11 protein-coding genes are annotated in these 17,245 nt (G+C 64.0%); 2 read left to right on the forward strand and 9 right to left on the reverse strand.

What is annotated here, in order from left to right; translation table 11 throughout:
- Window positions 1-62: 62 nt before the first annotated feature.
- The 5 genes from K2Z83_RS19810 to K2Z83_RS19830 form a co-directional block, all read right to left on the reverse strand.
- Window positions 63-3,170, reverse strand: a complete 3,108-nt coding sequence (locus K2Z83_RS19810) for an SAM-dependent methyltransferase (protein WP_220596921.1) — start codon at window positions 3,168-3,170, stop codon at window positions 63-65.
- A 59-nt stretch (window positions 3,171-3,229) separates the two neighbouring features.
- On the reverse strand, window positions 3,230-6,679 hold the full coding sequence (locus K2Z83_RS19815; protein WP_220596922.1) for a helicase-related protein: 3,450 nt from the start codon (window positions 6,677-6,679) through the stop codon (window positions 3,230-3,232).
- A gap of 555 nt (window positions 6,680-7,234) precedes the next feature.
- Window positions 7,235-7,420, reverse strand: a complete 186-nt coding sequence (locus K2Z83_RS19820; RefSeq protein WP_220596923.1) for a hypothetical protein — start codon at window positions 7,418-7,420, stop codon at window positions 7,235-7,237.
- 4 nt (window positions 7,421-7,424) lie between these two features.
- A complete protein-coding gene (locus tag K2Z83_RS19825; RefSeq protein WP_220596924.1) occupies window positions 7,425-8,336 on the reverse strand; it encodes a restriction endonuclease in 912 nt (303 codons plus the stop codon).
- Window positions 8,337-8,338: 2 nt separating this feature from the next.
- Complete coding sequence (locus K2Z83_RS19830) at window positions 8,339-11,005, reverse strand: helix-turn-helix domain-containing protein (protein WP_220596925.1); 2,667 nt, start codon at window positions 11,003-11,005, stop codon at window positions 8,339-8,341.
- Between the two features lie 173 nt (window positions 11,006-11,178).
- Here K2Z83_RS19830 and K2Z83_RS19835 point away from each other — a divergent pair, with 173 nt between their 5' ends.
- The gene (locus tag K2Z83_RS19835; protein ID WP_220596926.1) at window positions 11,179-11,448 is read left to right on the forward strand and encodes a hypothetical protein; all 270 of its coding nucleotides are present in this window, start codon (window positions 11,179-11,181) and stop codon (window positions 11,446-11,448) included.
- Between the two features lie 1,052 nt (window positions 11,449-12,500).
- On the opposite strand, the gene K2Z83_RS19840 is transcribed toward K2Z83_RS19835, so the two are convergent.
- A complete protein-coding gene (locus tag K2Z83_RS19840; RefSeq protein WP_220596927.1) occupies window positions 12,501-13,658 on the reverse strand; it encodes a hypothetical protein in 1,158 nt (385 codons plus the stop codon).
- A gap of 485 nt (window positions 13,659-14,143) precedes the next feature.
- Between K2Z83_RS19840 and K2Z83_RS19845 the strand changes: the two genes are divergently transcribed.
- On the forward strand, window positions 14,144-14,290 hold the full coding sequence (locus tag K2Z83_RS19845; RefSeq protein ID WP_220596928.1) for a hypothetical protein: 147 nt from the start codon (window positions 14,144-14,146) through the stop codon (window positions 14,288-14,290).
- Window positions 14,291-14,356: 66 nt separating this feature from the next.
- On the opposite strand, the gene K2Z83_RS19850 is transcribed toward K2Z83_RS19845, so the two are convergent.
- The 3 genes from K2Z83_RS19850 to K2Z83_RS19860 form a co-directional block, all read right to left on the reverse strand.
- Window positions 14,357-14,869, reverse strand: a complete 513-nt coding sequence (locus K2Z83_RS19850) for a hypothetical protein (protein ID WP_220596929.1) — start codon at window positions 14,867-14,869, stop codon at window positions 14,357-14,359.
- Window positions 14,870-15,046: 177 nt separating this feature from the next.
- A complete protein-coding gene (locus K2Z83_RS19855; protein WP_220596930.1) occupies window positions 15,047-15,991 on the reverse strand; it encodes a hypothetical protein in 945 nt (314 codons plus the stop codon).
- A 6-nt stretch (window positions 15,992-15,997) separates the two neighbouring features.
- Window positions 15,998-17,245 (reverse strand): hypothetical protein (locus tag K2Z83_RS19860; protein WP_220596931.1); only part of this gene is annotated, 1,248 nt, incomplete at its 5' end.

Consider the following 17,245-nt stretch of genomic DNA (forward strand, 5'->3'; position numbering starts at 1 on the left):
AGTTGTGCTTGTCACGAAAGCACTAAGACGCAGAGGCTTTGCGAGTCTCTGCGCCCTTGGCGTCACTCCTCATCGTCCCCCGCGCTGCGCCCCATGCGGTACTTGATGTCGTAGTTGATGATGAAGTCCAGCTCCTCGTCCGTGAACCCGTAGTGCGCCGCCAGCGCCCGGTCGATGTCATCGAGCGTTGGCTTAGCTTTCCCTACGTCAAAATTCACTTCATCCGTGCTGATAATCTCTCCCCGACGGGAACGTGTCGTCTGATTACTATAGTAGACAGCTAATAGTTGCTGCTCAAGCTCCGCAAACTTTTTGAGATCAGCCTTCGCAACATCAAAAATCGGAAGTTCAAGTACTTCACGTGAGACAACATCCATACAATTTGAGTTCGTAATCCAGTACCAATAAAAGAGTTGGCTGTTAAGCAGGGTGAGCACGACTGGACGTAACCGCTCAGGGATAGTGACCGGCTTGTAATGCGACGAGAGCTTTTCACGTAACGCTTTGCGCCAATAACGGCCACCTGAGTGATAATAAATCTGGGAACCCTGGCTCGAAACAAGGTGTTTGATTTTTTGGCTATGACCATGCATCTTCTTGAGAATAGCCATCTCAATAGTTGAGCCAATCTTTGGCAGCGGATTCGCGTGGTTTGCAACCTTCACGTATTGCGTGTACGTGAGTTTATCAAACAGGAATGCGCGATCACTCTGTTCGCCACTGAACCATCGATAGTATGTCGTAGAGAAAACCTGGGGTCGATCAGCGGCTTGGTGAAGCAGCGTGATGGTGAGGTTCATATCGACGCCGACAAAGAGCTTACCGGGCCTGACGGCGTAGTGACTGTGATATTGTGTGTATCGTCCATACAAGTTTTGCAGTGTTTCCATTCCTTCAGTGGAGACTGAAGCAATGGGAACAATGACTCCAAATCGCCCATGCCGTGCAAGTACGTTCAGTGAGCGCTCGATGGCAAATGAATACAGGTTGCCGCTCGCTTCGGTTCGATAGCCGAAGACCCGGTATTCTTTTCTCACCTTGCTGTACCCCACATATGGCGGGTTCCCCACAATCACATCAAAGCCACCCTCACTGAGGATCTCGTAGAAGGCGGTGAACCAGTGGAAGGGCTGGGTGTTGAAGGAGCCGTCGGCCTCCCTGCGGATCTGGCCAATCTTGACTAGGTCAGTGTCGAGGCCGGCATTTACCGTGTCGAGCCGCTGGCGGATCGCCTGGCGGGAGGCACGGCCCTCGGTGGCCGAGGGGTTGAACTGGAGCTGCGCGTTGCGGTAGCCGGTCAGCTCGCGCTGCACCGCCCTGATCTCCTCCAGCAGCTTCTGCTGGCGCGGGCTCATCCCCACCACGCTGCCGCTGTAGACCAGCCCAATCTCCTCGGGACGGGCGTAGCCCACCAGGGCGTTGCCGGCGCGAATGTTGAAGTCGATGTCGGGCAGCGGCTCGATATACTTCGCCTCGTCCAGATCCGCAACCATGCGCAGGAAGAGGCGCAGCTTGCAGATCTCGGTCGCCTCGGCCATCAGGTCAACGCCGTAGAGGTTGCGCACCACGATGCTCTTGGTGATGAAGTAGTCGCGGTTCGAGTGCGCCTCGGCAGCGACCAGTACCTCAACCATCGGCCTGCTCACCGCCTGCTTCTGCTCAACCAACTCCTCCATCCGGTCAAGCACCGCCTCGTAGATCGGCTTGAGGATGCGCAGGGCGGCGAACAAGAAGGCACCTGAGCCGGCGGTCGGGTCGAGCACGCTCAAGGGCAGCTTGCCCGCATGGGGGTCGCCCGCAAGCGCCGTGTAGAGCCGGTAGACGTTCGGCGCGTCAAGCTGCGGGATGAGATCACCAATCAGCGCCTCCAGATCGAGGTTCGCCGTCACCGCATCATTGATCGTGGCAATCTTCCCGGCCTGGGCATCGGCCCGCAGCGCGGCGACACGGGCGCGGCGGGCCGTCTGCTCGCGCTCGGTCTCGGTGGGCAGCGGCTCCTCCTGGCGCATCGCCGGGTAGAGATAGTCAGCGATGGTGCGCGGCAGGTCGAGCGAGGCCAGGGAGAGCCCGGCCTTATCGAAGAGCGCCGGGATGATCGTGTTGCGGCAGATGTAGCCGGTGATGTCGTCGCGGGTGTAGTAGGCGCCCATCTGCTTCTGGTTGATGTACTTCTCGAAGATATAGCCCAGCACATCGGGGTCGATCTCGCGGTCGCTGGTGCCGGGCCGCTCGCTGAGGTGCCAGCGCCAGAGGCCGAAGAACGCGAGCAGCGTGTCGAAGGCGCTGTCGGGGATGTCAATCGCCTCACCATATCTATCCTCAATGGGGTGAGGCAGGAACAGGCCGCCGTTGAGGTAGGGGATCGTGCCGAGCGTCTGGTTCACCTCCGCGCCGCGCTGCGCTGGCTCCAGCGCAAAGCCCTGGAAGAACAGGACGCGCAAGAAGCCCCGGTAGTAGCGATCCGGGCCGAGGGTCGCCTTGCTCCACGCCAGCCGCTCGCGCAGGTAGTCGGGGTTATGGTTGAGGAAGCCCTTGGCCTGGATGAATGAGATGAACATCAGCCGGTTGAGCATCACCGAGACATACCAGCGCTGGTCGCTGTCCAGCGGGATGCCGCGCAAGAAGGTCTGGAACTCCTCGCGCTGGCGCTTGAACTCATCGTAGAACTTCTTGGTGACGCTCTCGACATCGAGATTCTTGGACACGCGGGCCGTGACCTTCGAGATCTCGATGCGGCCCTGCGCATCAAAGTCGTCAATCGCAAAGGCGATGCCCTGGAGCTTCTGGATCAGCGCCTCGCCGCTGTCGCCGCGCCGGTAGGAGAACTCGCGCACGCGCCGCCCCTGCTGGCCGCGCTTGACCCACTGGATCACCGCGACCTGCTGATTGGCATCCTCGAAGACCAGTAGGTGCTCGACCTGGGTGCGCCGCAGCCGGGTCTCGATCTTGTTTCGCGTCGGTCGTGGCGGCAGCGTCCCATCAGCACTCCGCACGAGATAGACCTGCATACCACCCGTGTCCGCGATGGGGGTCAGCGTGTAGCGCTGGGTGTCAACCACCTCGACCCGCACCGTGTCCGTCGGCTTCGTCCACTTCAGTGAGGAGCGGAAGACCTTGTCCCATGCGAAGTCCTGGACGGCGGCGCGGAGGTTCTTGAGATTGACCGGCATGCGACTCACTTTCAGGTCTGCCCCTGCTTCGTCAGGGTCGGCGGTGACAGGTGGGAACGCTACACAAGGCCGAGCGAGCAGACGATCTGCGGCTCATCGGGCAGATCGTCGGCGCTATCTTGGATAAAGCAGAGCTTGTTCTCGTCGCGCAGCGCCTTGGCGAGATCCGCAAGCTGCTCGGGACTGGCTGCGCTCCGCATCTGCCGGTTCATCGCATCGGCGGCAGCCTGGCGCAGCGGGTAGCGGTAGATGTCGTTAATCGTGCGCTCTAGCTCGTCGCTGAGGAAGAGCGGCTCCCTGGCGGCCTGATAATCGCGATGGGCGGTCAGCTTTTCGTACAGGCGGTAGCGGGCGCCGCGCGGGCTGCCCAGGCCGCCGCCGAGGGCTTCACGCTCCTCGACCAAGTCGAACGCTCTGCGCACTAGGTCGTGATGGTTGTCGGCGCGCAGGGCTGGCTCCGTCGCCAGCGTACACTCGGCTGCCCGCAGGATGGCGTACTGCGACTGCGTGACGCTGGTGCCGTGCGCATCGATCCAGGTGAGCGAGTCGGTGCCGCCTGGCGACTTCAGGTAGACCAGCACGCCGTTGGGAGCCTGGAAGGGCAGGCTCTTAATCACCGCAGTCGGGTCGTCGAGACGGCGGGCGCTGTAGACCACGCTTGGCATATCCTCAATGATCTTTTTCAGCCCAGGGTTAGCCGCCGTCGCGTTGCGCCAGATCTGATAGGCGTAGGATGCGAGGTCAACCTCACGATCCTCCTCATCGTCGAGCGCGCCAGCGGTCTCGGTGTAGAGGTTCTGGAGCAGCCGCTGCTCCTGGCTCTGGTCGCCCGCTTCAAAGAACTGTTCATCGGTGCCAACGACCTCGCCGTTCTCCTGAAGCCGCTGGCGCACGCGGGCGCGCAGCCGGATGATCGCCTCGATGCCATCGGCGGGTAGGAAGGTGTAGCAGGTGACGGTATCGGACTGCTGGCCGATGCGATCCACACGCCCGGCGCGCTGGATCAGACGGATGATCGCCCAGGGCAGATCAAAGTTCACCACCTGGTCGCAGTCCTGAAGGTTCTGTCCCTCGCTGAGCACGTCGGTGGCGACCAATACGCTGATCGGGGTATCGAGGAGCGCTGCGTTCGTCACCGCGTTGGACACGGGGCTGAAGCGCTGCACCAGCTCGGTCGGGTTCTCCGACTGGCCAGTGACGCCCGCCACCTGCGCGATACCTGCGGCCTGGAGCTGCGCCACCAGATACTCCACCGTATCGGCGAACTGGGTGAAGATGAGCACCTTCTTGCCCGCGAGGCCCTGCACCAGATCAATCAGCTTCGTGAGCTTGATGTCGTTGGCCGGATTCCATCTGCCGTGTGCCTGGAGGATGGCGAGCAGCGCATCATTATCGGCCCGCAGATCGGCCTTGAGCTTGGGTTTGAAGAGGCCAGGTGCGATCCAGCGGAAGCGGCTCTTCAGTGAGCCAGCGTATTGCGCGTAGAGCTGCGCGGCCCGCCGCTGATACGCCTCGGCACTGTAGGGGTCTATGCCCGCTACGGACGCCACCGCAGCGGTCGTCCGTAGCGCGCCGCTCGCCTCCTCCTCGGCAAAGCCCTCCTGAACCGCCGCGCCCTCCGCATCCTCGTCGCTCTCCTGAGCAAGCAGATCCGCCGTCTGTGCGCCGATAGGAATCGGCAGGCCGGTGGTGATCGCGTGGAGCACAATCGCGTTGCGCAGGATGTGCCGGTCGAGCGACTGGAGAAAGACCGCGCCGCCCGACTCCAGGCGCTTGAAGAGGTTGGTGCGACAGAAGCCCGTCAGCCGCTTGCCCGCGCGGGAGAGGTTTTCGAGCAGCGGTGCCTCCGCCGGGGCCGCGATCTGGCGGGCGTTGGCCTTGAGGTAGTTCGCCAAGCCATAGCGCGGCAGGGTTAGATTACCGATGGCGTCCACCACCGGCGCATCGTAGAGCTGGCGGTAGGGGTCGTTCGCGTTGGTCGTGGCCACCGGAACCGTGCGCGGCACGCGGTCGGGGAAGTAGAACGGCGTGTTGCCCGCCAACTCCAGGTAATAGCGGTTGCGTGCCGGGTCGAACGTCGCGTAGTGCTGCTTGATAAACGAGCGGGTGCGGCGCACCATAAACCGGCGCATCAGCTCGCGCCAGTCATCGGCGTGGGGGCTGAACGCAAAGGCGCGCAGGGTGCGCGGCTGCACCTGCGCCCGCAGCAGCTCATCCTCACCACCTGCCCGAAGATACACGTCGGGGCGCACCCCCAGGTCGCGGTCATCGGCCAGAAACAGCCGCAGCTGGGCGCTCAGATCAAGATAGGACTTGTTATAGGGCGTGGCCGAGAGCAAGATGACCTTGCACTCCTTCTCACCAAAGGCATGGACGTAATCGGCGATGGCCTTGTAGCGCTGGCCCTCAGGGTTGCGGAGCGTGTGCGACTCATCAATGACGATCAGCTTGTAGCGGGCGGGCAGCTGCGGGAACTCCTTGTGGGCCATGCTGAAGGGGATGATCCGCGCGCCCAGATCCCACGTCTCGTTGTACTGCGCCCACATCGGCACGAGGTTTTTGGGGCAGACGATCACGGGCCGCAGATTGAAGTCATCGCGGAAGATACGGATGAGCGCGCTGGCCATCATCGTCTTGCCGAGGCCGACCACATCGCCGAGCAGCACGCCGCCGCGCTCATTCAGGTGACGGGCAGCGATCTTCACCGCCGCCTCCTGGAAAGGGAAGAGCTTGCCCCGGAAGTCGCGCGGGAGCGAGAACTCGTTCAGGCCAGCGCGGGCCTCCTCCGCCAGGTGGTAGGCCATCTTGAGGTAGATGTGGTAGGGGCGGCGCTCCGCACCAGCCCAGCTCTCCTCCAGCGCCGCGACAATCTCGTCGGAGATGGGGTAGGAATGCTCATCGTTCCAGCGATCATCGAACCAGGCGGCCAGCTTCTCGGTATCCAGGTCGTCGGTAATCTTCGTATTCAGCTCGCCCTGGACGCGCAGGCCAGACATGGTCAGGTTGCTGGAGCCAAGATACGCTGTCACCGGGTTATCGGGGTCATCGCGGAAGGCCAGGTAGAGCTTGGCGTGCAGCTCATAGCTCAGGTGGAGCCGCACCTGCACCTTGCCCGCCTGGATCTGTCGGCAGAGCGTGCGCAGAGCCACCTCGTCGCTGTTATTTGGTGCCATCCCTACGAGCTGCTTGCGAAACTCGCCCGCAATGCGCGCCTTGAGCTGCGCGGCGCGGGAGAGTTCCAGCTCCTCCGTCCCCTTCCGCAGCTGCCGGCGCCAGCGCCGCAGCTCCTGATCGAGGCTCTCGCTCATGCCGATGAGGACGCGGCAGCACTGATCATCGCCGCCGGCGAAATGATCGACCGAGTCGGCCACCTGGCCCCAGCCGCTGAGGCGAAAGAAGCCGATGCAGAAATCGGCCCGCCGGGCATGTTCAATGGTTTTGAGGAGGGCATCGACCAACTTCTGATCGATGTTGTCAAAGATCTTGCTGGCCTTCTTGGGGGTCGTCATGCCGAATCTTTCCAGCAGGGTTTCTACCGCAGCGCGAGAGCCGGGTCATTCACCCCGGCCCAGAACGATGGATGCAGCGCGCCAATACACCGATGGCCCCGAGTTCCTATCCGAGCGTCTGGGAGGCGAAGTGATGAGACACATCGCATTCATCTCATGCTCGCAATAGCCGGTGTGCATGTACTGGGCAGCATAGGCGGTGCTACAGCTCACTGCACCCGCGCAGCGACGCATCACCTTGCCAGGGAAGGGGAGGAGGTGATAGACTACCGGCATCGCGTACAATCAAGATCATCGCACAAGGTCCACGCTTCTGCTTGCCGGCATCGCGTGGGCTTTGTGCATGTATTGGGGCAAGTATAGCACGCCAAACGCACCTATACTCCTCTGCTGCCCGCATGCAAGAATCTTACAGGTACGATTCAGCGCCAGGGCAACCGATCCACCAGATCGTACTACATTGCCTGCGCCGCAGCAGCGCCCCTACATGAAATACGTAGCTCCCCTGCGCCAGTACTCAGCAACTCCCCACCAGCCCCAGCCCTATTTCTACCTCTAATTGCCCACTGGCGGAATCCGCCAGTGGGCAAAGGCAACACACAAGAACCCGACTTTATTTCCCGGTGGAGCTTTGTAGGTCAGGATGTTGCGCCGCATCAGGTGCCCCATGACCAGGTATTCGGCCCCAGCGGCCACAACCGGCAGACGGAGCCATTCATGCTCCCGTTGCGCCTCTGCCATCACTTCACTCCTCCTCGAAGTAGTCCAGGTCGATCTTCTTGACCACGTAGCGGCTCACCTCGGTGACGCCAATGTCATAGTCGATCAGGTACTGCCCAAGCTGCTCGCCGTCGATGAGCACGATCTTCTTCTCGATCCGGCCCACGTACTCGCGAGCCTGCTGCGAGAAAGTCGAGGTGGTGATCATCACACCCTTGCGGGCGCGGAAGCCCTCCAGGCTGCCGGCGAATGCCTGCACCTCGGGCCGGCTGACGGTGCTCCCCCAGCGCTTGGCCTGGATGTAGACCACGTCGAGGCCGAGGCGATCCTCGTTGATGATGCCGTCGATGCCGCCATCATTGCTGCGGCCAATCGCTTTGCCCGCATCACGCCGCGAGCCGCCGTAGCCCATCGCCACCAGCAGATCGACCACCAGGCGCTCGAAGAAGCGCGGCGAGACCTGCTTGACCTGATCGAGCAGATCCTCGGCGAGAGTTGCCCGGATGCTCTGATAGCTGGCCTCCAGGCTTTCTGCGGGTGAGGCACCTTCCTCTTCCCCGACGGGTGCCGCTGCACCGCCGTCTGCTGGTTGGCTCTTGGTACGGAAGGCGACATACTCGGGGTACTGCATCAGGTAGGCGACGGTGATGCGGTCGGGTGCATGGGTGAGCACGCTACGCCCGCGCTCGGTGATACGGAACCAGCCTCGGCGCAGGCTTTCCACCAGCTTGGCCTTGCCCAGATGGGTGCGCGCCCAGCCGACCTTGTTGTCGAAGCGGGCTTGGATGCCGCTGGGCAGCAGCTCCGCCCGCTCTGCCTCGCTGAGCTTCAGCTGCTGGGCCAGCGCATCAATAGTGTCACTCAGGCGGTGCTCTGTCCCGTCGGCGGCGAACTGGAGCATGGGCAGCATCAGGTTCTGGAAGTCGGGGATGGGCATGACTACTGCTCCTTATCGGGCGCATCGATCAGCTCCAGGATGTGCGCGACCAGGGCTGTATCTTGCTCGTCCAGCCCCGCAGTGAGCGCGACCAGGTCGCGCTCGCCGGCCCAGATCCGCGCGACTGGCCCGCGCAGCATCCAGCCTTGCCCCTCAAGCTGCGTGAGAGCCTGCTCGACGGCCGCGCGCGGCCCATCGTCGCCCTGGACAACGCGGGCGATGGCGGCGAGCAATGGAGCAAGGCGCTCGCGTGGATCGTGAGTAGGTGTCGCTCCCGGCGTGCTGGCTATCTGCTGCTGGATAACCTCCAGGCTTTGATGAGAGCTGCGCGTATCCGGGTGATCCGAGCCAAGCCTGGCTTCTCTGATATGCAGCGCCCGAGACATCATCTGTGCAGCGGCAGGCAAATCTCCCTGGTAGTACGCATTGACTGCGAGGTTGTTCAGGCTGGTGGCGGTCTGCGGATGCTCGGCCCCCAGCACGCGCTCGCGCAGGGCCAGGGCGCGCTCGTAGAGCGGGCGGGCCGCCTCGTAGTTCCCCTGGGCACGGTAGAGCCCGGCCAGGTTGTTCAGGCTGGTGGCGGTATCGGGATGCTCGGCCCCCAGCACGCGCTCGCTAATGGCCAGGGCGCGCTCAAGGTACGGTTGCGCCTCCGCATAGGCGCCAAGGCGATCCAGGTGTCTTCCAAGCCAGATGCAGAGGGTCGCTGCATCGGCATCCTCGCGTGGTAATGCGGCGTCAGTCACGCCACGCAAGGTGGGCAAGAAGGCGCCCAGCGGTGTCAGGGTCGGCGCATCCGTAAGCCGTTTGGCCGCCGCGACCACAACTCGCTCGACGGCTGCCTGCGCGCCTCCATCGTCACTGACCTGACGCACATAGGCCCCGATCAGGCGGTGCATCCGCAGGCCGCCATCGCCCGCACGCTCTAGCAGGCCCAGGCCAGTCAGCCGCTCCCGGCCAGCCTCAGCAGCGAGCTGTGCATCTAGGTCGTCGCTATCGGCCTCCAGCGTGGCCCGCAGCAGGGCGGCGGGGATCACCTCGCCCGGCACGAGGTGGGCGGCCCGCGCCAGGAGCTTCAGCGCGACGACGTCCTCTGTGTCCTGCCGGTCGAGCCGCTCATAGCTCAGGGCGAAGCTGCGGGCCACATCGCGGCTGTGCCCGGTGGGCAGCTTGCCATCCTTCTGCTCGCGCAGCGGCAGCCGCTCGAAGATGCGCGGGCTGCGCAGCTCATCGAGATAGCGCGCCACGGTCAGGCGCTTGCCGATGCCGGCCAGGAAGCGCCCGGCCAGGTGTAGGGCCAGCGGCAGGTTGCCCAGTTCATTGGCCAGCACGTCGGCATCGGCGTCGCTCAGGTCGGGGCGCTGCTGACGCAGCAGGGCGATGCTCTCCTCTCGGCTCAATACGCCCAGCGGGTGGCGTGCTACGCCGAGATCGCCCGGCCAGTCGGGGTTGCGGCTTGTGATCAGCACCCGCGCCGCACCGCCAGGGTGGTGATCGCGCACCAGGTCGGGGTCCTCGCAGTTGTCGAAGATCAGCAGGTAGGGTAGCCCGCAGGCCAGCCGTGATCGTACTAGGCCCGCCTGCTCGTCGAGCTTGAGCCCGGCGGTCTCAGTGAAGAGCTGGAGGTGGGCCGCGCCACCGAGACGGGCGAACTCGTTGGGAATGGTGTCAGCCTGAGCGAGGCTGAGCCAGAAGACCCCGGCGAAATAACGCCCGTAGCGATAGGCGAACTCGACGGCGAGCTGGGTCTTGCCGATGCCTCCCAGGCCGCTGGCCACCGCCGACTGGGCCTGGCTCACGGCGACGGCCTGGCCGCCCTTGAGCAGCGCGGCCAGCGCCTTCAGGTCTTCCTCGCGGCCGACGAACTGGCGGTTGCGACCAAGCTGGCCCATCCACGATCCAGGCGGCAGGGTATCCTCAGGTTCGGGGATTGTGTCCGTAGGGAGCTTGGACAGCCGGGCCGTAGCGGCGGCGCTCTCCTCGGGCGTGGCGGCCACCGAGCGCGGGGTGAGCTGCTGGATGATCTGATCGCCGTAGATTACATCGCCCAGGTTCTTGTTAATGTCGCGCCCGGCGACATCGCCAAAGGTGATATCACCGGCCTGCGCGCTGCCAAAATCGATCAGCGCGCCACCGGCACGCACCTGCCGCCCGGCGAGCGCACGGATGAGTTCGCCGAGGCGCTGATCATCGGCGAGCACCTGGCTCAGATCCTCGCGGGTGATCTGGCCCTTGCTGATGTCGCTCAGCAGCCCGGTGAGCAGCGAGAGCTGATCGGTCAGCGCGCCGCCAACTGCGCTGGGGAGCGCCTCGGCCAGAGCCTCCGTCAGTGCGGCGCGCAGCCCCGCTGGTGTGATCGCTGGCTCCAGCGGCGGCGGGGTGGCCACAACCGGCACTGCGACGCCGTGCCCCCCCAGGAAGAGCAGGGTGTTCGCCTCGTCCTCGCCCAGCCCGAGGAGCTGGCTGAGCGCCCGCAGCGTGTCGAGCGGCAGGCGGTTGGTGCCGTCAAGGTACTTGTAGAGCGTCGTGCGGTCGCAGCCGAGCTGTTTGGCGACCCAGGTCTTAGTGCCCTGGGGCCGCCGGCCCTGCAATCGCTCGATATAGGCGTCTACGGCGGCGTTGAGCCGGGCGAGGAACTGCTCTGTGTCGGGTGGTATGTGCTGGCTCATAGTCTCTCAGTTGTGTTGATGAAGCCGCGACACCTGCGACACTACTTGTTGTCGATTGGTCAACACCGCGCGCAGTACGCTGCGATGGTCATAGCGCTGTGGCCCGGTGGCCACCCCGGCGCCGGGCTGATCACCCGGCTGGTGGTCATTCTTCCGCTCTAAGGAGAATGACCATGCTCATCACACTGCTGCTCATCGCCCTGCTCGCGCTCATCCTGCATTACCCTTATCGCTTCATCCGCCGCTGGGACTTCCTGGGGCGTGAGTCGGGCCGGGTCGTGGCGCTGGCCTACCGCTACACCTACGGCCCGGACGCTGAGCATCTTGACTATGTCCTGATGCGCCAGCTCCAGCAGCTCATCCTGTCCCTGCTGCGCGAGGTCTGGGCGGCGCTGCGCGATGACCTGCTGCGCTACTTGATCGATTGGTGGTTTAGACGGTAAGGCTCTCCGCCTCACCGGCATGATCTTGATCGAGGAAGCTGTCGGAGAATCGCGGTTGGGTATCGTGGAGCTGCGCGACGGCGAGGGAGAGCAGCATGGCATGCATGGACCAACCCCCTTGCCGCCCCAGCCAATGGAGTCCTTGCGAGGAGATCGCCCGGATGCTACAATGGCGAGGCACAGCATAAACGAATATCGCATCACAGAACCCACTCAGCGCTTGGCAGCATGTAGGTGGGTTTTGTGATTCACTGGGGCCAAGTATAGCATGCGCTCCTATCGTATGGGCAAAAATGTGACGATGTATACAAGCTCACTGGCGGAATCCGCCAGTGGGTTTTGTGTGTCACGCGCACTGGCGGATTCATCTGCGCCAAGTCGGTGACACGTTTCCTCAACTGGGTACGCCGACTTCCCGTAGGGAGAACGACATACCACCCTCAGCCCTACCCCACTCGCTTCGGCGCTCCGCTCACTCCGGTCGCCCGGCCATCCGGGCTCCGCACTACGCAGGCTTCGTGCTCCGCCCTCCTGTCCGTTCTCCCGCCGCTCCGCTTCGGCCTCGCTCGACGTGGGTGTCGCTCGTGCTGATGATCGCTGACCGCGCAGATGATCAGCGCAGCCGCACTGCGCGGGTGATGCGCAGCCGAGCTGACGAGGCCGATCCCGCGAGACTTCGAGGAAGCGATTACCTGCGAGGGAGGGTAAAACCCTAGAAGAATCTCTGCGGGAACGCCGCGCCAGGACGCGGGAAATCGCCCATGCCTGGGAAGTGCAACCGGCATCAAAATGGCGTGAATCGTGGACGAATCCGGCGGGTTATCCTGCGGGCGATCCGACGACCAGTGCTCACGCACGGTGCGACCCTGCGGGCAATCATTCCGCTGCCTTGTCTGCATTGACCCCGCCGTCTCACCGTGCAACCTGCCTGCGACCACTCTGCCACGCAGTCTGAGCGCATCAGGCATGAGCCAACATCGAGCGAGGGGGGGGCGCATGCGCCCCCCCCTCGCTCGATGTTGATGCAAATGTTCGCATGAAACTGCGGGTTTCTATCCGACGTTGAGGGGGACGGCAGCGTTGCTCTGGATCTTCATCTGCAAGGTATCGATGTCGCTGGCCACAGGCGGCACCCATGCGGCGGTCGCCACCGCCCACTGGTCGAGGGGGCCAAACAGGGAGGCCAGCAGCGGGGTGCGCCCTATCGTCTTCCCCGTCTGGGGCCGCTGGTTGACCGCGAGGTAGTCGCCCCACATCACCCCATGCTCCGGGTGGACGGTCTTAACGAAGTGCGAGAAGAGCGCCCAGCCGTCATGCCAGGTATCCCATGCCCCAAGCCAGCAGGTGATCAGCTCGTTAAGGCGCGCATTCCGCTCATCGTAGGCCGCAATGATCACGGGGATGATCGCCGGGGTGACGCTCGAATCGACGCCGGCATGCGCCGCGAGCTGCGTGACCAGCGGGCGGGCGACCGGCGAGCCGAAGAGGGTGTGGTACCCATTGGCCGCTGCGATCCGCCGATACATCACCGCATGGTCAAAGAACCAGCGGTCGCTCCGTCCGGCGTGGTCAATGTCGAGGCCGTACCGCACGATCACCTGGCGCGGGGCGTGGCTGCGGATCGGCGACCAGGCGATCATCGGCCCCGTCGTCGGGCTGGCGGCGCTGCTGCGGTCAAACACCAGCTCAATCAGCGCCCCGATGGTCTGCAAGATGGAGCCATCGGTGCTGCGGATCACATACTCGCGCTGGATATTGGCCCCCACGAAGGACGGGTGGCGACGGGCCTGCTCAAGCAGCGAGCCGATCCAGTCGGCGTAGTACAGGTCGATGCTGACCGCCGATGCCTCCACCGCCTTCGCGGCGTTCGCGGCCCGGTAGGCCATCATCTCATAGGGGAACGGGCCACCGGAGATCTCCATAGGCTTGATGCGCTTGTAGCCACGCTCTGTCAGGCCGTAGACGGTGGGTGCCTTGCCGACCGGACGCCCTTTCGGGTCGCGGTGTGGACTGGGGATGGTTGTCTCCCAAATCAGACCCGCCTTGACCATGCGGCGCAACATGCGAGTTCGGGTGCTGGGGTTGACCGTTGGACAAATAAGCTCCTGGATCGTATGTCCATGGCAGAGGCGCACCCGAGCGAGAAGACGCAGGAGATCAACCTCGCGTTGCTCCAGCGTTGTATCTAATGAGATCGGGATGATCGGCATGGTGCGATGCTCCTTCTGTTTGGCGTGAGTCTGCATCCAGCATACCCACACGATGCAACGGAATCGGCTCGCAAACGACGGGTCGTTCCAGACCGGCAGCGCACCGGCAGCGTGGTGGTGCCCAATACGTGCATCGGTCGCCGCGACTGGGCGCTGCTCCTGCTGGGCTTCGCCGGAGCGCTGCGGCGAAGTGAACTGGTTGGCCTGGAGGTGCGCGATGCGCAGTTTATTCCGGATGGGCTGGTGCTCACACTGCGCCGTTCCAAAACCGACCAGGAGGGGCAGGGAATGATCAAGGCATCGCCTACGGCTCGAACCCGACGACCTGCCCTGTCCGGGTGCTTCGATCCTGGCTGGAGACTGTGCAGCCACGGACGGGTGCAGCTGCGCGGGCTTGATGGGCGCGATGTCGCGCGTATCGTGAAACAGACCGCACAGGCGGCGGGTTTTGACCCGGCAGGATTAGCGGCCACAGCCTACGGGCTGTGGCCGCAACTGCCGCAGCCGCAGCCGGGGTCAGCGAGCGGGCGATCATGGAGCAGACCGGACACAAGAGTTTGGTCGTGTTGCGGCGCTACATCCGCAAGGGGTCGCTCTTCCGCGACAACGCCTCGGCCCAGGTTGGCCTCTAGCGCGGCGTTGTCGCTCCCGGCGGATCGCTTCAGTGAGCTGAGTTGTGAGCAAATGACAATTTTCGCTCACAACTCAGGCGCATCATTGATGATAATCGATGGAAATGCAAGCGCCGTATCCATTTCGGCAGGGCGGCTCTTCCCAAGGTACTGCGTTTGGATACGTCTATCAGGATCACGCCAGCGAAAGTAATAGTATGGCCCGTACGTCTTCGGCGTGATCTCCGCATCGTCGGCCTGACTCGCCTCCGTTCGCGGGAGCTGGCGAGGCTGGCGGGCAATCGTTCGTTCCTCAAACCAGCCCCGTCCGGTCTTGCGCCATGCGCGAATCTGATCGCCAAGCTTGCCCACGATATGCTGCAACTCTCCCCTGATCGGGGGATCATCGTTGCGCAGCAGGGCGGCAGCGAATTGAATCGCGGCTTCCGCCGCGCGCAGCCGTGCGAGCGCAGCGGCCTCTGCCCGTGCGGTCATCCCAGCTTCGGTATCAGTCCAGTCGGTGGGGGGCATCGTTTGAGCGAGTCGGTGAAGGGCGGCCTGAAGGGTGGTCAGCGTGGGACGGATGGTGTCTGTTGGCATCGGTACACCTTTCTGGAATGTGTTGTGAGCAATTAACATAGTTTGCTCACAACACACGTAACGAGTATACCACATCCGATTTTTCTCTGCATTGCCGTATCGAGAAGGCGCGGCTTCGCCGGGGTGATCCGACGAAGCCATCAGGTGGGAGAGAGCGATACGTTGCCTGTGCCCGTGCTACCGATCCACGAGGCGATAGGCACCACGTCCGGCCCGCTCAATCGCACCAGCCTCACATGCTTCTTGAAGTAGCCGATGTGCGGTGGTTTCGCCGCAGCCGAGCCGCTGGCGTACGGTGCTGGGGCTAATGATCTCGTCTGCGGTAAGCGTGCTGATCAGGGCCACAACGGTGTGGGTCACGGTGCGGCCTCTGGTGATTGCGGGCATCGATAGCGGCTCAGTGGTAAGGGTGGGGGAAGCTTCAGAAATTGGTGCTGCTGCGGAATAGCTGGCATCGGCGGGTGTGTGCGGAGTGCTAGTCGCTGCCTGCTGTATGACGACCCCCCGCAGCATCTCGACCTCGACTAAGAGGCTGAGCCTCGCTACGTCGGCCACCTGTCGCGCACGTTCCAATGCCGCGATACTCACGGGTACCAGCAAGCCAAGCAGGATGGCCCCCAGCAGCGACAGCGCCGGGGTGATCGCCTGCACCTGCGTCGGCAGCCCCGGCGTGTAGCTCAGCACGAACAGGCTGTTCAGCGCGGCGGTGAGTAGATAGAAGAACCAGACGCTCACGGCGCCCTGGCCGCCCAGGCGGGCGTACTGGGCGGCTGAGCGTGTCGCCACGAGGTAGAGCGCGGTGGCGTCCACGCTGATGGTTAGCAGGGCCGCCGAGAGCCAGTGTGTCCAGGCCGGCAGGAGCAGCGCGGGTACACCTTCGGGCGCGATGCGCGCAATCTGGTGCCAGAGATGTAGGAATGAGACCACGAGGACGCTGATCAGCAACGGGCGTGCCCAGCCAACCAAACGCTCGGTGGCGTGGAGGGCATCGGCCTTGGCGCGGAGCAGACCGCGCTGCCGAGCGGCCTGCGCCTCGGGGCGTTCCAGCAGGGCGGGGTCAATACTGAGCTGCGCAGTGAGCGGGATGGGCGTGGTCGCTCGCTCGCGGATGGTGATCGCCATAGGTCGTTAGCTCCTCCCGTTCAAGATATCATCCTCGATTTGGCGCACCAGCTGTCCCAGAACGTTATTATCGCCCTTGACCACATCGCGGATCTGCGAGACCGTCCAGCCCTGCCGCACGAGGGCGCGTACGAGATCCTCGCGGCTGCGGCTCTGGGCTGGGGTGACGAGCCGGTCTGTCTGTTCGTCTGCCTGCACGGTCTGACGTTGCTCCGGTGGCGCATCAAGCGGTTTGTCTGCCTGTCTGGCTGTCTGGGCAGTGGGTATCCGTACGGTGGTGGATTCCGGTTGGTCGATCCCGCGCAGGTCGAGCAGCCGACGCGCGCCGGTCACCGGGGAGACGGCGACGACGACCAGCGGGAAGGTGCCGCCCTCGGGGGTGCGGCCCAGCGGCAGGCTGCGCGCCAGCTCGGGGAGATCCCGCAGCTCGCGGCCTACGAATGCGCCGCAGTAGATAATCCAGTCAAACGAGGACCGAAACGCCACCGTGTCGCCCTTGGAGCCCAGGCTCTCGGCGGTGTCGCCGTGGGCGCAGCCGATGAAGCTGATGCCAAACTTGCGGCCCTCTTTGAGCAGGCGGATCATCAGCCGCCCTGGCGAGTCCTGGTCTTTGCCGACGACGATCTCTGAGGTCACCGAGCCCCACTCGTCGGAGGCCAGAGTGAAGGGGGCGAAGCGTGCCCCGGCGTCAGCGTTGAGCGCCTGCGCTCGCTTGGTCAGCTCGTCCTCGCCGCGCAGCAGGGCGGCGTAGATCGTGGCGAAGTCGCGCCCGCCGCCTAATACCTTCGCATTGCTTGGCCACTTGCCGGGGTGGCTATGCGGGTCGAGCACGTAGCAGCGGCGCTGACGCTGGGCCAGGAGAGCCTGGAGCAGCGTGGTCTTGCCGCTGCCCCGGTTACCGACGATGAGCAGGTTGTCGCCAACGGCCAGCTCAGCAACCGTGATTGCCGGTAGGGCGAGTGCATCGCCGCCCGTCTCGGCGAGCGGGTCGCCCCAATCGGGCAGGGCGCGGCTCGCGCCAGTGGCGTCACTCTCGCGCCAGGGCGCGGTGAGTTGGTGCCACTGCTGGCGGGCCGTTGCGGCGCTGTTGGCGATGGCACGGCGCTGGGCGACGGGGAGCAGCCGTGTGCCGGTGGCCAGCCAGCCGGGCTGGGCCTGGACGATCAGGTAGGCGAACCAGATAGTCGGGATGATGCCCCACGGCCCGGCGAAAAACCAGGTGGCGGCCATCAGCAGGGCCACGCCGAACTCGCG

It is taken from the genome of Oscillochloris sp. ZM17-4 (assembly GCF_019599295.1).
Lineage (GTDB): Bacteria > Chloroflexota > Chloroflexia > Chloroflexales > Chloroflexaceae > Oscillochloris.

Bases quoted from the DNA above. Each gene is read 5' to 3' on its own strand.
- K2Z83_RS19835 (WP_220596926.1), top strand. From the start codon at position 11,179: ATGCTCATCACACTGCTGCTCATCGCCCTGCTCGCGCTCATCCTGCAT.
- K2Z83_RS19825 (WP_220596924.1), bottom strand. From the start codon at position 8,336: ATGCCCATCCCCGACTTCCAGAACCTGATGCTGCCCATGCTCCAGTTC.
- K2Z83_RS19850 (WP_220596929.1), bottom strand. From the start codon at position 14,869: ATGCCAACAGACACCATCCGTCCCACGCTGACCACCCTTCAGGCCGCC.
- K2Z83_RS19840 (WP_220596927.1), bottom strand. From the start codon at position 13,658: ATGCCGATCATCCCGATCTCATTAGATACAACGCTGGAGCAACGCGAG.
- K2Z83_RS19820 (WP_220596923.1), bottom strand. From the start codon at position 7,420: ATGGCAGAGGCGCAACGGGAGCATGAATGGCTCCGTCTGCCGGTTGTG.
- K2Z83_RS19830 (WP_220596925.1), bottom strand. From the start codon at position 11,005: ATGAGCCAGCACATACCACCCGACACAGAGCAGTTCCTCGCCCGGCTC.
- K2Z83_RS19855 (WP_220596930.1), bottom strand. From the start codon at position 15,991: ATGGCGATCACCATCCGCGAGCGAGCGACCACGCCCATCCCGCTCACT.
- K2Z83_RS19815 (WP_220596922.1), bottom strand. From the start codon at position 6,679: ATGACGACCCCCAAGAAGGCCAGCAAGATCTTTGACAACATCGATCAG.
- K2Z83_RS19810 (WP_220596921.1), bottom strand. From the start codon at position 3,170: ATGCCGGTCAATCTCAAGAACCTCCGCGCCGCCGTCCAGGACTTCGCA.